Source organism: Paenibacillus sp. WC2504, from assembly GCF_052682475.1.
The window spans coordinates 577,526-599,419 of sequence record NZ_JBQZFH010000001.1; the positions used below are offsets into that span (position 1 = coordinate 577,526).

Annotated in this window: 18 protein-coding genes; 8 read left to right on the forward strand and 10 right to left on the reverse strand. The window is 48.7% G+C overall.

Annotated features, from left to right (window positions below; genetic code table 11):
* Positions 1–56: 56 nt before the first annotated feature.
* The 3 genes from ACUN27_RS02770 to ACUN27_RS02780 all read right to left on the reverse strand — a co-directional run bounded on the left by ACUN27_RS02770 (position 57) and on the right by ACUN27_RS02780 (position 3,032).
* The gene (locus ACUN27_RS02770; protein WP_315952833.1) at positions 57–1,049 is read right to left on the reverse strand and encodes a zinc-binding dehydrogenase; all 993 of its coding nucleotides are present in this window, start codon (positions 1,047–1,049) and stop codon (positions 57–59) included.
* Positions 1,050–1,207: 158 nt separating this feature from the next.
* Positions 1,208–2,038 (reverse strand): Ppx/GppA phosphatase family protein, encoded by an 831-nt coding sequence (locus ACUN27_RS02775; protein ID WP_326063522.1) that lies wholly within the window; start codon positions 2,036–2,038, stop codon positions 1,208–1,210.
* 304 nt (positions 2,039–2,342) lie between these two features.
* Positions 2,343–3,032, reverse strand: coding sequence for a response regulator transcription factor (locus tag ACUN27_RS02780; RefSeq protein WP_315953116.1), 690 nt, complete (start codon positions 3,030–3,032; stop codon positions 2,343–2,345).
* 286 nt (positions 3,033–3,318) lie between these two features.
* On the opposite strand from ACUN27_RS02780, the gene ACUN27_RS02785 reads away from it, so the two are divergent.
* Complete coding sequence (locus ACUN27_RS02785; protein ID WP_326063520.1) at positions 3,319–4,617, forward strand: GGDEF/EAL domain-containing response regulator; 1,299 nt, start codon at positions 3,319–3,321, stop codon at positions 4,615–4,617.
* Positions 4,583–7,867, forward strand: coding sequence for a response regulator (locus tag ACUN27_RS02790; RefSeq protein ID WP_326063518.1), 3,285 nt, complete (start codon positions 4,583–4,585; stop codon positions 7,865–7,867). The genes ACUN27_RS02785 and ACUN27_RS02790 overlap by 35 nt, the downstream gene beginning before the upstream one ends.
* A 55-nt stretch (positions 7,868–7,922) precedes the next feature.
* Here ACUN27_RS02790 and ACUN27_RS02795 read toward each other — a convergent pair whose 3' ends face one another.
* Both ACUN27_RS02795 and ACUN27_RS02800 read right to left on the reverse strand, forming a co-directional pair.
* Positions 7,923–8,195 carry a DUF5658 family protein gene (locus ACUN27_RS02795; RefSeq protein WP_445558339.1) on the reverse strand — a complete coding sequence of 91 codons (273 nt, stop codon included), beginning with the start codon at positions 8,193–8,195 and terminating at the stop codon, positions 7,923–7,925.
* Positions 8,196–8,746: 551 nt separating this feature from the next.
* Positions 8,747–10,303 (reverse strand): ABC-F family ATP-binding cassette domain-containing protein, encoded by a 1,557-nt coding sequence (locus ACUN27_RS02800; RefSeq protein WP_315952842.1) that lies wholly within the window; start codon positions 10,301–10,303, stop codon positions 8,747–8,749.
* Positions 10,304–10,465: 162 nt separating this feature from the next.
* On the opposite strand from ACUN27_RS02800, the gene ACUN27_RS02805 reads away from it, so the two are divergent.
* From ACUN27_RS02805 to ACUN27_RS02815, 3 genes are read left to right on the forward strand one after another with little or no spacing between them, the layout of a single operon-like run.
* Positions 10,466–11,986 (forward strand): spore germination protein, encoded by a 1,521-nt coding sequence (locus ACUN27_RS02805; protein ID WP_315952843.1) that lies wholly within the window; start codon positions 10,466–10,468, stop codon positions 11,984–11,986.
* A 28-nt stretch (positions 11,987–12,014) separates the two neighbouring features.
* On the forward strand, positions 12,015–13,223 hold the full coding sequence (locus ACUN27_RS02810; protein WP_326063517.1) for a Ger(x)C family spore germination protein: 1,209 nt from the start codon (positions 12,015–12,017) through the stop codon (positions 13,221–13,223).
* Between the two features lie 7 nt (positions 13,224–13,230).
* Positions 13,231–13,464, forward strand: coding sequence for a hypothetical protein (locus tag ACUN27_RS02815; protein WP_445558340.1), 234 nt, complete (start codon positions 13,231–13,233; stop codon positions 13,462–13,464).
* A 20-nt stretch (positions 13,465–13,484) separates the two neighbouring features.
* Here the strand turns inward: ACUN27_RS02815 and ACUN27_RS02820 are convergent, their stop codons facing one another.
* The 5 genes from ACUN27_RS02820 to ACUN27_RS02840 all read right to left on the reverse strand — a co-directional run bounded on the left by ACUN27_RS02820 (position 13,485) and on the right by ACUN27_RS02840 (position 19,286).
* Positions 13,485–14,597, reverse strand: coding sequence for a GerAB/ArcD/ProY family transporter (locus ACUN27_RS02820; RefSeq protein WP_445558341.1), 1,113 nt, complete (start codon positions 14,595–14,597; stop codon positions 13,485–13,487).
* A gap of 138 nt (positions 14,598–14,735) precedes the next feature.
* The gene (locus tag ACUN27_RS02825) at positions 14,736–16,190 is read right to left on the reverse strand and encodes a stalk domain-containing protein (RefSeq protein WP_445558342.1); all 1,455 of its coding nucleotides are present in this window, start codon (positions 16,188–16,190) and stop codon (positions 14,736–14,738) included.
* 187 nt (positions 16,191–16,377) lie between these two features.
* On the reverse strand, positions 16,378–16,884 hold the full coding sequence (locus ACUN27_RS02830; RefSeq protein ID WP_127456639.1) for an SRPBCC family protein: 507 nt from the start codon (positions 16,882–16,884) through the stop codon (positions 16,378–16,380).
* 604 nt (positions 16,885–17,488) lie between these two features.
* Positions 17,489–18,292 carry a DUF2935 domain-containing protein gene (locus tag ACUN27_RS02835; protein ID WP_445558343.1) on the reverse strand — a complete coding sequence of 268 codons (804 nt, stop codon included), beginning with the start codon at positions 18,290–18,292 and terminating at the stop codon, positions 17,489–17,491.
* Positions 18,293–18,398: 106 nt separating this feature from the next.
* Complete coding sequence (locus ACUN27_RS02840) at positions 18,399–19,286, reverse strand: AraC family transcriptional regulator (protein ID WP_326063508.1); 888 nt, start codon at positions 19,284–19,286, stop codon at positions 18,399–18,401.
* 121 nt (positions 19,287–19,407) lie between these two features.
* On the opposite strand from ACUN27_RS02840, the gene ACUN27_RS02845 reads away from it, so the two are divergent.
* From ACUN27_RS02845 to ACUN27_RS02855, 3 genes are all read left to right on the forward strand, one after another.
* A complete protein-coding gene (locus tag ACUN27_RS02845; protein WP_326063506.1) occupies positions 19,408–20,481 on the forward strand; it encodes a Gfo/Idh/MocA family protein in 1,074 nt (357 codons plus the stop codon).
* Between the two features lie 17 nt (positions 20,482–20,498).
* Positions 20,499–21,335, forward strand: a complete 837-nt coding sequence (locus ACUN27_RS02850) for a sugar phosphate isomerase/epimerase family protein (protein WP_315952859.1) — start codon at positions 20,499–20,501, stop codon at positions 21,333–21,335.
* 244 nt (positions 21,336–21,579) lie between these two features.
* The gene (locus ACUN27_RS02855; protein WP_127456634.1) at positions 21,580–21,864 is read left to right on the forward strand and encodes a hypothetical protein; all 285 of its coding nucleotides are present in this window, start codon (positions 21,580–21,582) and stop codon (positions 21,862–21,864) included.
* Positions 21,865–21,894: the final 30 nt, after the last annotated feature.

Sequence of the window (21,894 nt, forward strand, 5' to 3'; positions counted from 1 at the left end):
AACGAAAAAGACTGTCCATCAAGTAGATCACTCTACTCTAAGGACAGTCTTTCTTTCTATACAGGCCGCAGCAGCACTTTGCCTGAGGTCATGTTAGCCGCATACTGTTGAATGGCATCTACCGTCTGGCAGAGCGAGAACGTCTGGCTAATCTCGGTCTGGATCTGCGATCCGACCGACTTCTTCATAGAGCCCTGCAGGGAGAGCAGCTCAAAGATCGATTGGGTCTTCACCCAGTCAGACGCCCAGAAGCCTGTGATCCGCTTGCGGCGGAATACCAGATCATCTGCGTTGATCGTTGTTGTGCTTCCTCCCAGGAGGCCGTATTGAAACAACGTGGATCCGTCCGGCAGCGCCGAGAGCACGGTGCCTGTCAGGTCTCCGCCTATGGCATCGAAGCATACGGCAGCTCCAAGGTCATGAGACTTCCGTTTGAGTTCGTCTTCGAAGGTTGGGGAGCTGCTGTTCACGATATGCTGTCCGCCTATCTCTCTAAGGAGCTGCGCATGCTCATCTTTGCGGACAACACTGATGACGGCCAGGCCGTTCTCTCTGCCGAGCTTCACCAGGATTCTGCCGAGTGCGCTGGCTCCGGCCGTTTGCACGATGGCTTTGGACTTGTGCTGCTTGGCAATCTTCACCATAGCCATGGCGCTTGCCGGATTGACGAAGAAGACAGCGCCCTGCTCGTCCGATACGTGGTCGGGTAGAACCATGCAGGTCATGGCGCTTGCCTTTGTATACTCCGACCAGGAGCCGTAGACTTCGGATACGAAGGCTACGCGTTTTCCTTTCAGCATGCGGGCTACGAGGCTATTGCCCGTTGCGATGACCGTGCCGCACCCTTCCATTCCGCCAACCGACGGCAATGCGCGTTTAATGCCATAATTGCCGGAAAGAAATAATAAGTCAGCGGGGTTAATAGATGCCGCATGCACCTTGATGAGTACTTCGTTACTGTCTATTTGGGGAATTAACGTTTCGCCGAATTCAATGCCTGAAACCCCGCTGTATGTCTTAATCAGCGCTGCTTTCATCGTTTGTGCCATATGGAAGTACCCGCCTATCAGTAGATGTAATTATAACTAATGAATGTACACTGTATTATATAATACGCAGTGAACGGGTAGGTTTTAATAACATTAAATTTACACAAAGATTTGGTCAAAAAGGGGCCTCAGTCACCTTTGTCTAATGTGCAGCGCGATTATAATTGATTCATGAAGCCATGGGCGATATTCAGGTCGGAGGGCATAAATTTGCTGGCGCCGGATTTAATGAGCCCGGCAAGGACGACACAATTCGAGGCGATGGCGCCGCGCATCCATTTCGGATCGAAAGGGGAGTTGTTTTCTAAAGCTGAAAGCTCGAGAAGAGCCAGTTGTCTGGTAAGTTGAGTAAAATCGCTCCTTGAACAGTAGAGATCCTGTTCAAGCTCGATCTGGAAATGGCGCAGATACGTTTTCTCGCCGCCGGTGTAAGCGAACGGCCCCAGTGATGCAGGTAAGCGAGAGGAGAGCCATTTGATGCAGGTCGTTATCTGCCTTTGATGGGGCGCCCCAAGCAACTGGAATTCTTGATTAAGATCCGAAATGCCGAAAGGAATGAGATAGGGCGCTTCGCACTCCTTGGTAATAATCTGGATGCTGCCGCCTCCGACATTGATGACGTCAAGATGGCTGGGGATATCCGATTCGCTTATCGCTTTGCGCAACAGTTCCGCTTCTTCTTTCTGACTGATCGTCCGATAGGCAATGCGCAAGTTTCTGCAGATCTCCTCCATATGTTCAGAGAGGTGCGGCGACCTTCGCATGGCTTCCGTCCCGAAGGCCTCAATGTTTCCGGGGGAGGCACCTTCTAAGAAGGTGCCTTGTGTGGACAACAAGGACTTAAGCTTATCTTCAATGGATGGAAGGCAGACCTCACTCTCCAAAAGCTCCCATGTGAGGACATCCACTTGTTCGATACCAATATCTGATTTCTTGAAAACTTTCGCGCTATGACTGCCCAAATCCAAAATTAATTTATCACTATTCATAAGAGTTCACCTGTTACTCCCTTTAGTAATGGTTATCGCACTGTGAATCCCTGTTTAGTTAATTGCCATTCGGTGTATAGCTGACTATTCCTAGCAAATAAAGGCCTCAGAAGTCCAATAATAAATGATTAATGTTTTCTATGTCAACCAATTTATGTTAAAAATATGGAAGAAGTTTCATTGCAATCATATTTCAACAGATTGCATGGTTATCCGACAAATTGGGCTCTCCGGGAATATGGAGAAAATCAAATAAGAGGCTATCTCCCGGGTCATTTACGGACCTTGGAGACAGCCTCTTCCCTTATAAAACAAATTTGTAGCCAACCCCCCAGACTGTTTTTATGTATTTGGGTTCTTTGGGGTTGACTTCAATTTTCCTGCGTAAATTTGTAATATGTACGTCGATAGCACGATCGTTGACATAGGAATCGAAGCCACGCAAAGCGTTAATCAGATCCTCCCGGCGATACACGCGTTCGGGGTGCTCATACAGCAGCCGAATGAGTTCGAATTCGGAGAATGTCATGTCGATGGGTTCGCCTCGCACATAAAGCGTTCTTTTTTCCAAGTTAATGTCCATATCAACAGACGGTACGGGAACAACTTGCTGGACAGGCTGCTCTTCGGGTGGATGAGCCTGTTTGAACCGACGCAGAAGGGCTTGTATACGGGCCTTCATCTCATGCATGCTGAAGGGCTTGCATAAGTAATCATCAGCTCCTACTGTAAACGCTTCAACTTTCTCGCTGACTTTGGAATTGGAAGAGATGATGATGATGGGAACGGGCGTTAAGCTTCGCAAGGAGTTGCATAAGTCCGTGCCTTCAAAGTCAGGAAGCATGAGGTCCAAAAGAATAAGATCTGGTTCGAATTCGCGAAGAGCGGCAAGGCCTTCCTGACCATTATGGGCTCTTAGCACTAAGAAGTTCTCTTCTGTCAGATACATACAGACCATTTCACCTATAATATCGTCGTCCTCAATTAAAAGCACTCTGTCCAAGCATAAACTCCCCCAAACTAAGTTTATTTTCTAATTTCTTTCCTGAATGAACAGAGGGATCAAAAGTCCTAACAATTTACTTGCTCAACCTATTATAAGGTGTCGAAAATTAAGTGTAAATCGCTCTTATACACTTTTTATCGGGAAATTGTTAGTAAATTGTTAGCGAAAAGGGGCGAGAAAACATACCATTTAGGTAAGTTACCTAATAAGTGGAAAGTACAATAGGAGATAATACGGTTTATTGTGGAAATTGCTTGTAGGAGGTGTAAATGAAGTGGGTCTTTTAAATAGGTATGGAGTCCTGATTGTAAGTGATTTTAATGATTTGAGAGAGAGGTTGCTGCCCATCTTTCAGCAAGATGAACAGTTCATCTTGACAGGTACGGCAAAACACGGAAATGCCGCATTGGATTGTATGCTTGCTGGAAGACCTGATTTGGTGGTCATTGATTTAGCGATGGCGAACATGGCAGGCATTCATGCGCTTCAACTCATTATGAATCATCGTCCAATTCCTATTGTAGTGCTTAGTACACATACATCCGAAGGTGCCATGCAGACCATTCAGGCTATGCGGATAGGCGCTGCGGATTATTTTCATATAGAAATGCTTACTGGGCCAATGTGCCATGAAACGATGATCATTTATTTCCTGGAACGCTGTAAAATGGCTATACGAAACGGCATTCAAAGCGTGCATGAGTCTCCGGTCAAATCCTTAGGAATCGTGGAAGCTGCGCTCTCCGGCTCGCTGCAGGCGAAGCACGACCAGTTTCAAAGACGAATGGATATCGAATTTCATTTGCGTAAAGCGATTGAGAATGAGGAATTTCATCTCGTATATCAACCCGTTGTTGATGTATACACGAACCGGATCGTCGGTTTAGAGAGCTTAATTCGCTGGCACAGTGCGTCTTTGGGGCAAGTGCCGCCTTGCGATTTCATCCCAGTAGCGGAAGAAAGCGGCCTGATTCATGAGATCGGAGAATGGGTGCTGAGAGAGGCTTGCACACAGAGCGTGAAATGGCAGCAAGCAGGTCTTCCCCGTTTGTTCATGGCCGTCAACCTATCCAGACGACAGTTCAATGATGGCGGACTCAGCGCGATGATTCAGAAGATTTTGGAGGAGACAGGCTTACAACCGAAGTACTTGGAACTCGAGATTACGGAGAGCATGAGCATGGATGTCAATCTGGCGGCAGATGCACTTAGTCAGCTGAAAAGGCTGGGTGTGCGCGTAGCGATGGATGATTTTGGCACCGGATATAGTTCGCTTGGCTATTTAAAGGATTTCCCGATCGATAAGTTGAAGATAGATCAGTCGTTTATTAAGGGATTGAAACATCGGGAAGTGAATGCGGCTATCGTGAATACCGTCATTACAATGGCCAAAAACTTAAACTTGCTCGTAGTGGCCGAAGGACTGGAGACCGAAGAGGAGCTTCAAGTGCTGAGGGACTGCGGCTGTCGTTTCGTGCAGGGCTACTATTTCAGCAAGCCGGTTCTAGCGGAAAGCATTGAGCACATGCTGAACACCGATGCGCGAAACAAACCAAACAGGATTGTTATTTAACTATAGGCTGGTGATTGTTCTGCTGCGCGATTTGATTACCAATTTTGCGATTATTACCGTGTTTGTCTTATTCGTCGAACAGTTTTTCATTATAACGAAATTGGATCAGAAGCCGACGTGGTACTACAAAGTTTATGTGGGTCTTACCCATGGCATCCTTGTTGTGATTCTGGTTAGTTTTGGTATTACATTCGATGCTCAAATAGGCCTTAATTTTCGTGGCGTAGGCTTCCTGCTTGCCGCCTATTTGGGAGGATACCCCTCTATCCTCATTACCTTCGCTGTCTTAAGTATATGGCGAATCATAATGGACGGTTCTATCCAGATTCCGCTGCTGTTAATTGGATTTGCTGCGATTATAGGAACCGGTTTTGTGTTCTCGAAAGTACGCTCCTACTGGTTCAAATGGTTATTAGGAGGAACATTCTTTTATGTGTTCTACTATGGAATGATCTGGACTGTGTACCGTTCATCGCTTCAAGTCATAGGAATATACCTCACCTACCAAATGGTGTGTGTGGTGGTTGTGGCATGTTTTCTTGGGTATCTGCTTCGTGCCCGGGAGTACAAGCTGCAGATTCGGCAGGTGGAGCAGGAACTCATTGATATGCTGCGCTTACAGCCGGGGTTTACGTTTAAATTCCATAAGCACCGGGGCCATTTTGTCTATATATTGATTGAGGGTCAATTACTTTATCAGCTGGGTTTGCGGCCGAGTCAATTTATTGGGAAAAAGGCTCATGAAATCAGCATATTAGGGACTAAGTTTCTGGAGTTTCTGCAGCCCTATTATGAGCAGGCTTGGGAGGGCGAAAGAGTCATCTATGAATATGACTGTCAAGGCTTCACGATCCTCGTTACTTTGCAGCCTATCTTTAAGTTTGGCGCGGTTAGTGAGGTCATCGGGTCAGCGGTGGATGTGTCGGAGCATCGTGCAGTGCAGATGAAAGTTAGGGTTAGAGACGAGCAATTCCGGACTTTAGTGGAAAACTCAGAGGACTTTATTCTCCGATTTCGACTGGATGGAAGCGTTGCCTCTGCTAACTCTAAAATGTATCAAACCTACCAACTTACGCCTGAACAGGTAAAAGGAAAGCAATTGACGGAAGTCATTGACATGGATAATCCTTCGAAATGGGAGCGCTCCTTCACCCAATCGATCATCAACGGCAAGACGCAGCAATTCGCCATTAATTTTCTGCTGCCGGACGGTACTGAGCATACCTATAATGTCACGTTATCCCCCCTTTTCAATGAAACAAGGACGGAAATTATTGCGGTCACCGGGACCGTTCACGATATTACGGATCTCAAGAAGCGCGAAGAGGCGGATGAATCCAACCGGGCCAAAAGCCAGTTCCTGGCGAGGATGAGTCACGAAATTCGTACGCCGCTTAACGGTATTCTGGGGCTGTCCCTTCTGCTGCAGCGAACCGAGTTAACACCGCTGCAGAAAGATTATTTGAGTAAAATGGACGCCTCTTCCAGTGTTCTGCTGGCGACGATTAACGATATTCTGGATTTTTCGAAAATTGAAGCGGGGAAATTAATTTTGGAGAAAGTCGACTTCTCCTTGGAAGAGTCACTCCAAAAGGTCGCCGACCTGGTGAGCGTTTCCCTCGGCAACAAGCGAATCGAGATTTTGCTGGATACGTCGGAGGATTTGCCGGATATCGTCAGCGGGGACTCTTTTCGATTAGAGCAAGTACTTATCAATTTATCGAATAATGCCATTAAATTTACGGAGCAAGGACATATTCGGCTTCAAGTGCAGCTTGAGGAATATGCGGAGGAAGGCATCATTATATCTTTTGCCGTAGAGGACACGGGGATAGGGATCTCTAAGGAGCAGCTGTCACAGTTATTCTTGCCTTTCTCGCAAGCGGATACATCGACTAGCCGGAGATACGGAGGCACAGGGCTTGGGCTTGTGATCTGCCAGCATTTGGTGCAGTCGATGGGAGGCGTGCTCCGGGTTGAGACTACGTTAGGGGCAGGCAGCCGCTTCTACTTCAGTCTGTTGTTCGGACGAAATCAGCAGACGGAGGATGACATGTACTCTGCTTACAGGCAGCATCTTCTGCCACAAGAAAACAAGCATGTGCTCGTTGCCGAGGATCATCCCATTGCTGCTCGGCACGTAACCGAGTTGCTGGGCTCCTTCCAGCTGGAGGCAAAGACGGTGCTGTCGGTATCCGACTTATTAGCGGCGTTGGAACAAGGAGAGGGAGGAGCAGGCCAAGCTGCGTTCCGCTATATTTTCTTGGATATGCAAATGGACCCCATGCAGCATCAGGCGATCTGGCAGCGAGTACTGAATGCGGTAGATCGCTCCCAAACTCATGTGATCGCGCTCACGACACTGGAAGGCAGAGAAGAAATGTGCGAGCTGCCTGAAGCGTTGAAGGCGGATGCCGTTCTGGTAAAACCGGTAAGCAGGTTGTCACTGCGCAAGGTTTTGCAGGTTCTGAGCGGGCAGAAGCCATCCCCTAAGAGGTGTGATCGCGATAAGGAGCAGGCTATGGCAGAAGGAGTACTTTTCCAGTCCAAGGGGCACATTTTGGTAGCGGAGGACAATGAAATCAATCAACTGGTCATTACGCAGCTTCTGCAGCAATTGGGCTATGAGGTGGTAATTGCACAAAATGGCTATGAGGTTCTGGAACGGGTGGGTCAGCAAGCCTGGAAGCTTATCCTTATGGATATTCATATGCCGGAGATGGATGGCTATGAGGCAACGCAAAAGCTGAGACAGCTGAAGCCGATGCAGCGGATTCCGATCATTGCGCTTACTGCAAACGGATTCGTGAAAGACACGATGCAAATGCTGAAGCTGGGACTCAATGGCATTTTAGTGAAACCCGTCAATGAGAAGCAGTTGGCCGATATGCTCGATAAGTGGCAGGATTTGCAGTGGTTATTGCGTATTAAGGGGATTGATGCGGAGCGTGTGCTGCGGAATATCGATCAGAAAGTCCATATTTTTCAATACATGATTGAGAAGTTTAAACAAGATTATACTTGTTTCACGGAAAATTTGCTGCCGCCTATCATCCACCAAGAAGATGCTGTTGCTCGCCGCAAGGTGCATACGCTGAAAGGAGTGGCCGCGAATTTCTATGCCGAATCCTTGTTGGCGGCTGTCTTGGTGCTCGAGAAAGAGATAGAGCAAGAGATCAACTTGGAGACATGTAAAGAAGAGATTGTGCGCGTGCAGCTGGAGATTGATCAAATTATCGCAACGATTTAGAGCATACAATGAAAAGAACCAGGCAGAAGTGATTGCCGGGTTCTTTTCGCTGCCGCTAGCTGGTTGCAAGGTATGTGAGTCCATAGGATAACCAGACGAAGTGATACACATTGACGACTCCGTAGATGATCACCGTGAGGGATAGGCAGGGCTTGACCCAGGCGCGTTTCCGGATATAAGGGTAAAAGGCCATGAGCAGCAAGGGAAGTATGAGTTTAAGGAAATAATACCCGGCGACATGCCATTCATATACACTTCGTATCAGAGGGTTCAGTTCTTCAATAAAGGACAGATGCAAGCCGATGTCCGTGAATACGGCATCACTCAAGCATAAGAATAACAGCCAAAGGAGTAGCTTGCTCTGAAAGAAATGGCGGATGACAGGCATAGGCTGGACGTCCTCGCTTTCGTCGCATGAATGGATAAGTTCGATAAGTAAGATCATTTTAATGATACACTTTGTATCTAACGAAAGCAACTAAACCCACGACTTTGACTAGGACGGTGCGAGCAAAATCAAGCCGAGAACGTAGACGGAATTCCGTCTGAGGACTGATTATCCAGCGACGGATCTCTTTTACAATGAATGCGGGATATGGTGAACGGTAACGGAGAGAGGGTGAGGATGCTGCGAAATGGGTTGATTAGGCGGGGGCGCCCGTTCTTCCTGCGTTGGACTTATTCGATACATCTTGCACTGATCCTTAGGTTGAGCTGTTTCCTTCGCTGCATACTTATTCACCTGAGTTATATGCAAACGCGGATGTTAAGCGGAGTTTGGCGGGTTCGGAAGCGGCAATGGCAGATTCGGAAGCGAAATGGTAAAAAAGAGGCCCTCCTCAAGTAGAATAATCTACTCGAAGACGGCCTCTTGCTCGATTAGAACACTTTCGTTGTCCAAGACTCGCAATTCCAAGTTTCCGTCACAACATCACGGTAAAATTCCGGTTCGTGGGAAATCAGAAGAATGCTGCCCTTGTAGGCTTGCAGCGCGCGTTTGAGCTCATCCTTGGCATCTACGTCCAAATGGTTGGTCGGCTCATCGAGCACCAGTAAGTTCGTTTCGCGGTTGATCAGCTTGCAGAGACGGACTTTCGCCTTCTCGCCGCCGCTCAGGACGACAACTTTACTCTCAATATGCTTCGTGGTGAGACCGCATTTCGCTAGCGCAGCGCGCACCTCAAATTGCGTGAAAGAGGGGAACTCGTTCCATACTTCCTCGATACAAGTGTTGTTGTTGGAATCTTTGATTTCTTGTTGGAAGTAACCGATTTGCTGGTTATCGCCTTTTTGAACGGAGCCGGATACCGGCTGGATTTCACCCAAAATACTCCGCAGCAAAGTCGTTTTCCCGATACCGTTGGCACCGACCAGCGCAATCTTCTGACCACGTTCCATTCGCAGGTTAAGCGGTCTGGATAGCGGTTGATCGTAGCCGATCACGAGATCTGTCGTTTCAAAAATGAGCTTGCCTGACGTGCGTCCTTCTTTGAAATTAAACTGCGGCTTCGGTTTCTCCTTTGCAATTTCAATAACTTCCATCTTGTCGAGTTTCTTTTGTCTGGACATCGCCATATTCCGCGTCGCCACGCTCGCTTTGTTACGGGCTACGAAATCCTTCAACTCGGAAATTTCTTGTTGTTGGCGTTTGTAAGCTGACTCAAGCTGCTGTTTCTTCATTTCGTGTACTTGTTGGAAGTGATTGTAATCTCCCACATAGCGGTTTAAAGCTTGATTTTCCATGTGGTAGATCAAGTTGATTACGCTGTTCAGGAACGGAATATCGTGAGAGATAAGAATGAAGGCATTCTCATATTCTTGCAAATAACGTTTCAACCATTCGATGTGCTGCTCATCCAAATAGTTGGTAGGCTCATCGAGGAGCAGAATGTCCGGTTTCTCCAGCAAAAGCTTCGCCAGAAGCACCTTCGTCCGTTGACCACCGCTCAAATCGTTCACATCTTTGTCTAAACCAATATCGGTGAGGCCCAGCCCGCGAGCGGTCTCTTCGATTTTGGCATCGATCATGTAAAAGTCTTGATTCGTCAATGTATCCTGAATTGTACCGACATCCTCCAGCATCTGTTCAAGCTCTTCCGGCGTCACATCGCCCATCCGACCGTACATGTCATTCATTTCTTGTTCCATGTCGAACAGATATTGAAAAGCTCCCTTCAGGACATCGCGGATGCTCATGCCTTTGCTCAGAACAGCATGTTGATCCAGGTAGCCAACGCGCATGCGCTTGGACCATTCAACCTTGCCATCATCCGGCTGAAGCTTGCCTGTAATGATGTTCATGAAAGTAGATTTACCTTCCCCGTTAGCACCGATGAGTCCGATATGCTCCCCTTTGAGCAGGCGGAACGAGACGTCGTTGAAGATGGCGCGGTCTCCAAAGCCGTGACTTAATCTTTCTACATTTAATATGCTCATGAAATGACACCTTTTCTTTTAAACTTTTTCTCGTTTTATTATAAGCGTTATGGGATGGAAAACTCAATGAATCAGCGAGCAAAAATGTGACTTGATGGGATACATAATACATCCAAAATAAGGGAACGGTACAAATAGCTAAACCAAAAACAGGGTGATCCTATGTCTACGACTGCCGCTCCATCGCTAACCCCTCATCTGCCTGAAAATATAGCGCAGCTTGTCGAGATTCTGGGGGAAAGCAGCGACATTATAATTAGAGAGCTCGGCATCGGACGATCGGGCGAGCTGCCGATTGCCATTGTTTTCACGGACGGACTGGCCGACCATACTTCGATTCATGAATTATTAGAATCTCTTATGCTGTTCACAGGGGACTTTCGGAACGCGGATGGAAGCTTGATAACAGATCTTCCAGGTGCCCTGGAACGATATATTATTTCGTTAGGCGGCGTGAGGAAAACCGAGCTGATGGAGGATCTTTACGATGCGATCCTATCCGGTGATACCGCTATCATGCTGGATAACTGCCGCCTAGGGCTCATCGTCAGCACAAGAGGATGGGAGTCACGCGGAATTACAGAATCCAATGTGGAAGCTGTCGTTCGGGGGCCTCGCGAAAGCTTCACAGAAACGCTGCGTACCAATACGTCACTCATCCGCCGGAGAATCAAGCATCCTTCGCTTCGAATGGAGAACCTCCGCGTCGGGCGGATATCCAAAACAGATGTTGCCTTCATGTATATTAAAGGGATTGCGGATGACAAAGTTGTGGACGAAGTCAGGAACCGCATTCAGCGGATTGACATCGATGCCATTATGGATACGGGTCAAATTGAAGAACTAATACAGGACGAAACGTTCAGTCCTTTTCCAACGATCTATAACTCTGAACGGCCGGATACGATTGCTGCAGGCATGTTAGAGGGGCGTGTTGCAATTCTGGTGGACGGCTCACCGTTTGTTCTGTTAGTCCCCGTTATTTTCACTCAATTTCTGCAGTCCGCAGAAGATTACTACCAACGATCGGACTTTGGCGTCATACGGATGCTGCGTTATGTGGCGATGCTGATCTCTCTCTTGACACCATCGGTTTATATTGCCGTGACCACCTATCATCAAGAGATGCTTCCAACTACACTGCTGCTCAGTCTGGCAACACAGCGGGAAGGGGTTCCGTTCCCGGCTTTTATTGAAGCGCTGTTGATGGAAACAGCGTTTGAAATTTTGCGTGAGGCCGGAATTCGCATGCCGAGGATGGTCGGCTCCGCCATTTCCATTGTGGGGGCCTTGGTGCTTGGACAAGCCGCCGTTCAAGCGGGTCTGGTATCTGCGGCGATGGTCATCGTTGTTTCGATCACAGCTATCGCAAGCTTCGTCATGCCCGCCTACTCCATCAGTTTTCCGCTTCGCCTGCTGCGGTATCTGTTAATGTTTATTGCGGCTTCCTTTGGCATCTATGGCATCTTCTTAGGTTGTATGTGCATCTTGTTTCATTTGTGCAGCCTTCGCTCATTCGGAGTTCCCTACATGTCCCCCTTTGGTCCCTTTCATGCAGCAGACCAGAAGGATGCGATCTTTCGCTTGCCGCTCTGGGCTATGCACCGCCGGCCATCTTTAATCGGTAAAGAGACTAATCGGACTCGCATTAAAGATAGTAAGCCTAGGAAGCCAATCGATTAGTTCGAAATAAGAAGGGAGGGTTTTCCTGATGTGCAAGAAGATAAGGGTTACTCTCCTGATCATCCTTCTATTAAGCATAACGACGGGGTGTTGGAACCGACAGGAATTAAATCAGCTCTCCTTTGTGATGGCACTTGGCATAGATAAACATGATAACCAAATTGAATTAAGCGCCCAAGTGGCGAATGTCGGCGAAATCGGGATGGACTCATCTTCGGAGCGCGGGACATCCGTTACGAATTTCCATGTCGTATCTCCCACTTTATACGAAGCTCTTCGCAAGATGACGAGCCATGCCCCCAGGGAGCTATACCTTTCCCATTTGCGAATGTTAGTGATTGGTGAGGAGCTGGCAAGGGAAGGGGTGAGGGACGTGTTAGATTTCTTTATGCGCAATGAGCAAATGCGTCCTGATTATTTCGTTGCGATTGCCAAGGACGTACAGGCTAAAGAGATATTAAGCACATTGACTCCAACGGAGAAAATTCCGGCGAATAAGCTGTATTCCTCCTTAAAAACCTCCCAGAACCTTTGGGCGCCTACGATTGCCGTGCATGTAGATGAATTTGTGGCCAATCTGGTTGCTCTAGGTAAAGAACCTGTCTTGACAGGGCTTAAATCCAATGGGGAATTAGCCGTCCTCAACAAAAATAATAAGCTGAAGATGACGGATGCTCCTGTCGGATTGGTCTTTACCCAGTTGGGTGTTTTTCGCGGGGACCGATTAGTTGGTTGGCTGAATGAGCAAGAGAGCAAAGGCTATAATTACATAAGCGGAAATGTGAAAAGCACCGTTGGAAATGTGCTGTTGCCTGATGGCGGAGAAGCGGCCATCCATATTTTAAGAACAAAATCCAAAGTAACGGCAAGCATGAAAGAAGGCAAACCGGTATTTACCGTCAAATTACAGCTGGAAGGGGATATCGGTGAGGTCGAGGGAAGCATTGATTTAACAAAATCAGAGTCGATTTATCTGTTGGAACAGGTCATGGAGAAAAAGTTGAAGGAAAGCTTGCAGGTCGCGGTTTCCAAAGCGCAAAAGCTTGAAGCGGACATTTTCGGCTTCGGTGAAATTCTGCACAGATCAGACCCTGGTTCTTGGAAACAGATGAAATCGGACTGGACGAGTTATTTTGTAAAATCAGAGGTGATCGTACAAGTGGATGCCAAACTGCGTCGAACAGGGAAAGTAAGCAGCTCTTTCATTGAAGAATTAAAGAAAAAGACAAAGGAGTAGTTGACCCATGGCACTTCTTCCTTTCATCTTACTTGCGGTTGCTGCCATCGTGCTCATTGAGGTCCCTAGAATGAGGCGAAAGCATCTGAAGAAGGAGCTGTGGTCGTTTTCTTTGCTGCTTGCGCTTGGCACGTATCTTTGCGCAGCGAAAGCTTTGGGCGCGCATCTGCGAAGCCCATTAGCGTACATTACGTATGTGTTTAAGCCTATGGGCGAACTTCTGCAGAAGATGATGAGTTGATGAAAGAGCTGGAGACGGGATTATGTCTTTGGCTTTTTAGTTTGTTTCGGCAGGTGGCGCAGCTTGGCAATCAGCAGCATGAGCAGCGGAAGCAGCAGGGTGACGGTGAGTGCGTAAGCGGGCCAAATTTTGTTCGTGAAAGTAAAGGAGTAAGGGATATTGGGGATTAAAACATTAGCTAAAGGGACTGAAATAACGCCAATCGGGAGCACAAGCGGGCGGTATTCTTTTAAACCTAGTATTTGGGCTAGAATGAGTGTCGTAATATAAAAGTTAATGACCGTATAAAAATATTGCGTGACAAACCAGATAATCGCAATAATGGCCTCGGCGCGCTGTAGAAAATCGCCAATATTGATTTTTTGCGCCATATCATAAGTCGGATAGATGCTCCCCAAAGCTAAAGAGACACCTAAAACGGCAATATTCGTCATCGTGACGATCCATATCACAGTCCCGCCGATAACTGTTCCTAGATAATAAGCTTTCTTCGCTTTGCTGACATCATTGGTATAAGGCAGCAGCATGAGAAAGTTGAAAACGGCTGTGAGCGGAAAACTGAGAAATTGGACGCTGCCTCGAATGGTCGGCTTAATTCCTTCTTCCAGAACTGGGAGAAAATTGGTTGGCTTCATCTGTGGAATCAGCATCAAAATGACAAGAAATAAAAACAACAAGGTCCATGGAAACAGAATTTCACTAACACGGCTAATGGTTTCGAGCCCCAGAATGACGCTGAAGGCTATCATGATGACCGTAATGGAGATGATGACTTCAATAGGCGTTTTGGACAGCATTCTTGTTGCGAGAAAATCGCTAATCCCCCACAAAGGGTACAAGGTGCTGATATAGACAAAAGATAATGCGGCCAAGGCCGCCAACTTTCCGAAGAAGCGGCCTAAAATCTGCTCGCTGTATTGAGCGAAATTCAGGTTAGGAAATTTTCCGCCGAGCGTGCAGTAGAAAACGATGAGGAGCATGCTGGCGAGTAATCCAACGATGATCGATAGCCAGGCATCCTGTTTGGCCAAGAAAATGAGTTGGGGTGGCGAGTAAATAATCGCGTTTCCAATCGTATAAAGGCATAAAAGTACCCCGAATTGTCTGCTTGATATTTGGCCTTTTTCCAACATTCGAAAGTTCCCCCGATTTTGTAGCATCTCAGTGATCTTTCCTATTTTTGCCTGATTGAGAAGGGTTAAACGTGGTGAGGACGGAAAAGACCTGAGGGTTGTTTGCCCTCAGGTCTTAAGATGATTATAGTGCCATCATTATGGCAGGCGAACGGATGCCCTGTATAAGCTGCTGTTCCAGTCCACTTTGCTATTCAGTGACTCCGCAACGAGACGGAGTGGGACGTACATGCGGCTGTCCCCCATAATCTGGAGCGGGACCGGCACGGAGACCGACTTGCCGTTCACCGTCGCTGAGGAGCTCCCGTCCTTCAGTTTCATCGTCACGCCTCCGCTCGTAATAGTAGCCGTTCGGGTTGCGGCATCCCACTGAAAACCGGCATTCATTGCGGTGATGAAGGGGCGGATCGGAACAACGGTCGTCTCATTGACGATGAAGCCGCTATAGTCATACTCAGGCTGACCGTTGATGTCGATTTGCACCTTCGGCTTGTCCATCTTACGCACGACGAGCGCGTTGCTCAGCTCGCGGCCGGGATAGGTCAACATGGTGCCGTTGGCGTACAGACCGGAGCTGGACCCGCCGTCCATATTCATGGCTTCCTTCAGTCCAAGCTGAAGGGTGATGGCGGCGAGCTGGGATAGCGTTGCGCTCGGCACGGTGCCCATCACGAGACGATCAGACCCGTCGATGCCGATGAAGCTGCGCGCAGCAAGGGATTGCGTCACCTTCGGATCGGAGAAGCCATCTCGCGTGACGTCGAGATCGACAGCGCCGCCGGTGACTAGCTTCGGCCCGACCCCGATCGCCGCGAGCCACGACTTGGCGTTCAGAGAGCTTCCGCCTTCGCCTTTGGCCAGCAGCTCTTTCGTGACGCGATCGCCGACGTCTAGATTCGGCAGGATGTGCTGCCGGTTGTTGGCGCTGTTGCCGACAAACAGGACGTAACCGCCGGCAGGAACCTGCACGGAATCGTTCGTGATGCGAGTGATGAGCCCATCTTCGATGACGACCTTGGTCCCGTTCGGGAAGTTGATCCAGCTGCCAAAGTCCGGGGTATACCAGATCACTTGATCGGTGCTGCTTTCACCGTAATACTTGTTAACCCCCCAAGGGTTAATGGTGTAAGTCCCGTTGCCTTCACTGACACGTACGGCGATGTCGAGGTCCACGAACTGAATATCCGGCACTTTATCCCGATTCAGAATAAAGGTCTGATTTTCCCCGGAGTGAAGAGCTTCACCGGCTTCTACCATCGTCCCGTTCGGGTAGCGAATGTAGGGGTTGGACTCATAGGCGTTGAAAAATGTACCGTTAATCGCGGCAACGGCCCCTTCGCGCTCGGCGATTGCTTGTAATGGAGCGTCATGTCCAATTCCTCCGTCAGCCAAGGCGGGAGCGAGCTCCAAGGTCGGGTCGGTCAAGTCGACCGTAACGACATTTACATTATAGGTTTTGTCTTGAGCGGTTACTTGCTTGGTAACGGCGTTCACCGAAGGGGAGTATAGTGCGGACGCGGGCGAAGCGCCGGCAAAAAGTGCAGCTGTCAGCAGAAGCGCCGCACCGGGTTTCATGATTTTATGACGAAACATGAGGTAGTCTCCTTTGGGTTCAGTCGAATGCTACCGAAAATACGCGGCTTACTTATATTATTCGGTTGAGATGAGCTTTTTTGTGACGTCTGGCGGACATTCCAGGAGGAGGGGATGGTTGGTAAAAGGGCAGGCGGCGGTGTAGGTAAAAGAAAACACCGGCTCAGGTGAGCCGGTGCATGGGGAATTAAGCAAGTTTCGCCAAGTACTCGTCGAGTTGATTGAAGGTACCGCCAAAGCCTTGTTCCATGTTCTCAATCATAGACGTGTAGAAAGCAGCTTCTTCTTCGGTTGGGTTAACAGGGCCACCGCTAATTGTGACAACGGTTTTACCATCTTGCTCTTCGAAGGTTACGATATTCAAAATTTCAAGTGGGAAAACCGGGCTGAACGGAGCACGGATCGTGTTCGCGTCCGCATCGGAGAACGAGTTCGTGTAGACGAGTTTATCCGAAGGGGAAACCTCGCTATATACAAATTTGCCCCACATTTGAAAGCCGTCAGGGGATTTCATGCTGAAATGGAACATGCCGCCGGGGCGAACATCACACGTGGATACTTCCAGTTGCATCCCTGTCGGTCCCCACCAGTGACTTAGATGTTCGGGCTTCGTCCAACATTGGAAGACGAGCTCGCGAGGAGCGTTGAACGTGCGTGTAATAACTAACGAGCGGGCGTTTGTCGTTTCGGACATGGGTGAGTACCTCCATAAGTTTAAAATAGTATCGATCTGTAAGAGTGGCAGAAAAGCGGGTCGGGTCTCCCTTCTACTTCGAAGCGGGACCCACGGCAGTCTTGCTGCGACAGCCTAAGGCTTGTCCTCCGAATTTCTTTCTTTGTTTTGCAGTTCTTGCAAATAAGCGTCCAAGCGGTCGAAGCTCAATAGTCGAATTCATGCTTTAAATATACTTTGTTAGGAATATTCCTGTCAAGGAATATATAAATAGCATAGGTGACTGGAGTAGTATGGCCTGATGCGTGGCGGTTTATTTCGGAGAGGATCTTGTGGGTGGTGGATGAGTAACGTTCGAACGTGTGTGAGGGAGGGAACTACAGGGCGTTATTTCAGCCGGAAGAGCCGGGTTTCACAGTTTAGGGGAACTGGAGGATCTTATTTCAGCTGATAAACAAACAAATGGCCTGATTATGGAGAAATAGAGGATCACAGTTCCCATTGATCGGAAAAGAAGCTAATTCGACGGAAATAGAGGCCCACAGTTCCCATTCGCCCCTCTCGCGCCAAATTCAAAAGGCCGCCAAGGAAAGGTATACATACCTTCCATGGCGGCCTTATTATTTTAGGCACCGGGTTGTTTCCCCGTGAGCTCCACTTCAAAAGCATCAATGATGAACAAAAACCTCTCGGCCTCCCGAAACACATGGTCCGCGAGCAGCGGATGGATGATGCTTTTGATTTTGCAGGCCTCGATCAAATCTCTGGCCGTCTTCTTGAAGTCGCGGAGCGAGACGACGGAAACGCGGTTCTGATCCAGGAATTGGTCCAGAAGCGGCTCTGTCTGTGATTGCGGCTTCATGCCGCTCAAGTCGATAGCTTGAAACAACAGCTGATCGAAATCATGGCTGAAATTGCGCGCTTGCTCGACTAATTGACGCTCTGACGGGTCGAGCAGATGCCCGATGAATTTGGCATGATCCGCCATAATGCGCAGGAAGAAAACATTTTCATGAATAATCGCATCGGGCAGCGGATCCAGTCTTCCAGTGTTTAATTCCTCCAGCCGATTCCTGAAATAGTTGGCTTCTCGGCTTGTATGATCAACGAGTAAGGGAAAGTTATTGCCTCCTGGCAGTTTACATTGAATGATTAGTCCAAGAACTTTTCTTTTAAAAGCCCAAATGTGCGTTGCTGCTGCGTGTGCTTCCAAGTTAAAACGCTGGATTTGCGAGGGATCAGTCGCTTCGGTATACGAATGGGCTTTAGCTTCAATTTGCTCAAAAATACTGTAAAATTGATTCGCTTCCTGAATGAGTTGCGTATCTTCGCAGCGGAAACCCAGCTTCAGAAAAAGGGAATGTTCCTTCATAATTCGGGACCAGAATCGCACTTCTTCCAAAGAACGTGCTACAAACGCATTGGACAAGATCAGCACTCTCCTCGCACTTCAAATATACTATGTTAAGTATAATCGCTTGGAGGAGAAGATAGACCATTTTCGGCCTAACTGGGACAGCTCCCTATCCGTTAGCTCACGTTACCCGGCGATGATGCTCCGCCTTGCGATAATCTTTGGGCACGATGCCTTTGCTTTCCCGGAAAATGCGGGAGAACGTTTTGTACGAGCCGTAACCAACCTCGTGCGCAATTTCCGTTACGCTCATCTCTGTGGACACGAGCAGGCTGCAAGCATGACGCAAGCGCAGGTCGTGGAGGAAGTGGACGAACGTTTGGCCAGTCGTCTGCTTGATCACCTCAGAGATCCGCGAGGCGCTCATCGCGAACTTCGCAGCGAGGTCCGATAAGGCCAGCTCCTCCTGATAGTTACGATGAATATAATGAATGATAGGCCAAACGGAGTGATGCGTCTTCGCGCCGTGAAGTGGGATTGCTGCTGCCTCCGCCAAGGGAGCTTGCTTCCAACGATGGCGGTCGAAGCGGATGAGAATTTCTTTTAGCTTGCCTTTTAAAAGTGTCTGTCTGTATCGTTCGGTGCCGTTATATTCCTGATACATCTCCTCAAGGAGAGCGAGCATCTGCTGCTGATCTTGTCCATGCAGCTGGACATAGGCAGGCAAGGCCGTCATCTCACCCAAAAGCCCCGACAGACCGGGATCGCTCCCTGATTCCATCAACAAATCCATGCTGAACATGCAGTTATACAATACCAGCTTTTGTCCGGGGTCCGTAAAAATTTCATGCACCTGATAAGGCAGCACGAACGTGAAAGTGCCCGTCCTCATCTCATGATTGACATCATTAATGCTTTCCGACCCGGTGCCCTCAATGACATAGGATAACTCGAGGAAATCGTGACGATGTGCGCGAAAGCCGTGCCCCAGCGTATTTTTGCTGATATGAAAAGGGAAGGATGAGTGCATGTTTGGGTACGTTTTCAAATAGTCGGGAAAATACGTCATACTCAGCTAATCTCCTTCGAAGAAATGGGACGTTTTCCGAAATATAGGTGCGTTTTTCTACTGCCTTTATTTTATCATAAAAGCAGGTCGTACAGGATGTACTTATGAGGAGGAACAGAACGTGGGAAGCAATAAAATTAGAATTGGTATTATTGGTGCCGGTAACATCGGCGGCGTGCATATACGCGAGTTTTCGAAATTGGCGGATTCCTGTGAAATTACGGAGATTACAGACGCCTATTTGCCTCTAGCACAAGCAAAAGCTCAAGAATACGGCATTGCTCACGTAGCGGCTAGCCCGGAAGAGCTTATTCAAAGCAGTAATGTAGACGCTGTCATTATTGGTGTGCCTAACCAGCATCATGCTTCCCTTGCTGTACAAGCTATTGAAGCCGGCAAGCACGTGCTGATTGAAAAGCCGATGGGCATTAATGCCGCAGCAGCTAAGCAGATTCTGAAAGCCAGCGAGGCTTCGGATAAAGTGGTCATGATCGGCCACCAAATGCGCTGGGAAGCTGTCCCGCAGCTGATCAAAGAGCAGGTTGAAGCAGGTGAGCTTGGTAAAATTTACACAGCCAAAACAGGCTGGTTCCGCCGCAAAGGGATTCCGGGCTGGGGCACATGGTTTACGAAAATGAACGAATCGGGCGGCGGCCCGTTGATTGATATTGGGGTTCACATGTTGGATCTTGCGCTCTACCTGATGGGCAATCCGAAACCTGTCTCCGTCTTTGGCGCTACTTATGCCGAATTCGGTCCTCGCAAGAAGGGGATTGGTACGTGGGGGACGCCAAACTGGAACGGCACGTATGATGTGGAAGATTTGGCCACGGCCCTTATCCGTATGGAAGACGGCAGCACATTGACGTTGGAAGTGAGCTGGGCGGTTCATATGGATACGGATAACACGCCGTTCATTCATCTGATGGGCTCTGACGGCGGCGCAAGTTATAAAGGAGCATCCGGCAAACTGCTGACAGAGAAGTTCAATCGGGCTATCGAGACCGATTTGAAAAAGCCTGAAAATGACGAAGGGGAGCGCCTGCGTCTAAGCAGACATTTCCTAACGTGCATTCGGGAAGGCAAACAACCGATTACATCCGCTTTATCCGGCTACACGAACAATTTAATTCTTGATGCAATCTATGAATCTTCCCGCACAGGGAATGAAGTTAAACTAAACTGGGACATCTAATTCGGGAGGGAAACACGATGCTTAGAGGGTTAACGGGAGCAGGACTTGGCAAGCTGGAGAGCAATGAGCAGTTCATCGAGCTAGCGGCAAAATACGGCTTTGCAGCCGTCGATATCGACGCGCTCGCCTTAGTAGAGAGCCACAGCACGGACGGAGCGCGCGAGCTGCTGAACAAGCATGGCCTCGTTATTGGCTCCATCGGTCTACCGGTGGAATGGCGCGGGTCTGAGGAGCGCTTCCGCGCGGACCTGCCGAAGCTGACTCAAGCAGCCGCAGCGGCTGCAGCGCTTGGCTGTACGAGCTGCTGCACGTACGTTCTGCCATCGACGGATCTGAATGCTGCGCATTTCATGGCGCTGGCCACGCGCAGATTGCGCACTTGCGCGCAAATCCTAGGCGCATACGGCATCCGTCTTGGCCTAGAGTTCGTGGGGCCGCATCACCTGCGCACACGCTGGAAACATCCGTTCATCTGGACGCTCGAAGAGACGCTGGATTGGATTGATGCGATCGGCGAGAGCAACGTCGGTTTGCTGTTCGATGCGTACCACTGGTACACGAACGGGTTAACGGTAGCTGACATCGAGAAGCTGCGCCCTGAGCAGATCGTCCACGTTCACATCAACGACGCGCCGGACGTTCCGGTGGAGGAAGTGCTGGATAACGGACGTGTGTACCCAGGCGAAGGTGTGATCGACTTGGCAGGCTTCCTGCAAGGTTTGGCGAAAATCGGCTATAAAGGCGCTGTTTCGCAGGAGATTTTGACGGCCACGCCTCCGACGGATTCCCCGGAGAGTTTGGTGCAGCGTTCCAAAGCGGGCTTTGATAAGGTTTATGCGGCGGCGGGGCTGTAGGCTTTTGTGTGGTTAGCCCCAAGCGCAGCTGGGCAATACAAGAATGATGAGCCAGAGGACGTAATGTCCTCGGCTTTTTTACTTTTTCAGGGCTCGCATTCTCACGAAATGCCAGAAAGTTTGCCATTCGACAAAGGTTCCCATGAACCATCCACACAGTCCGACAACATTTTCATGCATTCTCGTTTACTATGTTCCTGTTCTACTAAATATGCCTAAATCAAAATGAAAAGGAGATAAGATCATGCAAATTAAAAAGAAGGATGACATTGGCTTGATTTTGGACAACTTTTCGTCGTATGCGAAGTGGGATCCTTCGGGCCAGAAACTATACCTTGTGTTCGCTGATAACAAGCGTGGGGGGCAGTGGACGCTGATGAACTACAACGATGATCGTTTCAGCGTACATGGTCGTGGTAAAGACTACTTGGATGAAAAAGAAGCGTTCTTTGAGGAACGGAACAGCGTTGTTTCGTTCTTATGGAACAACCGTGCCGCGCTAAAGGCAGCTGTAGATCCAAGCGAGTAGAAAGCTGGACAGCCAGCTAGCTCACCTAGT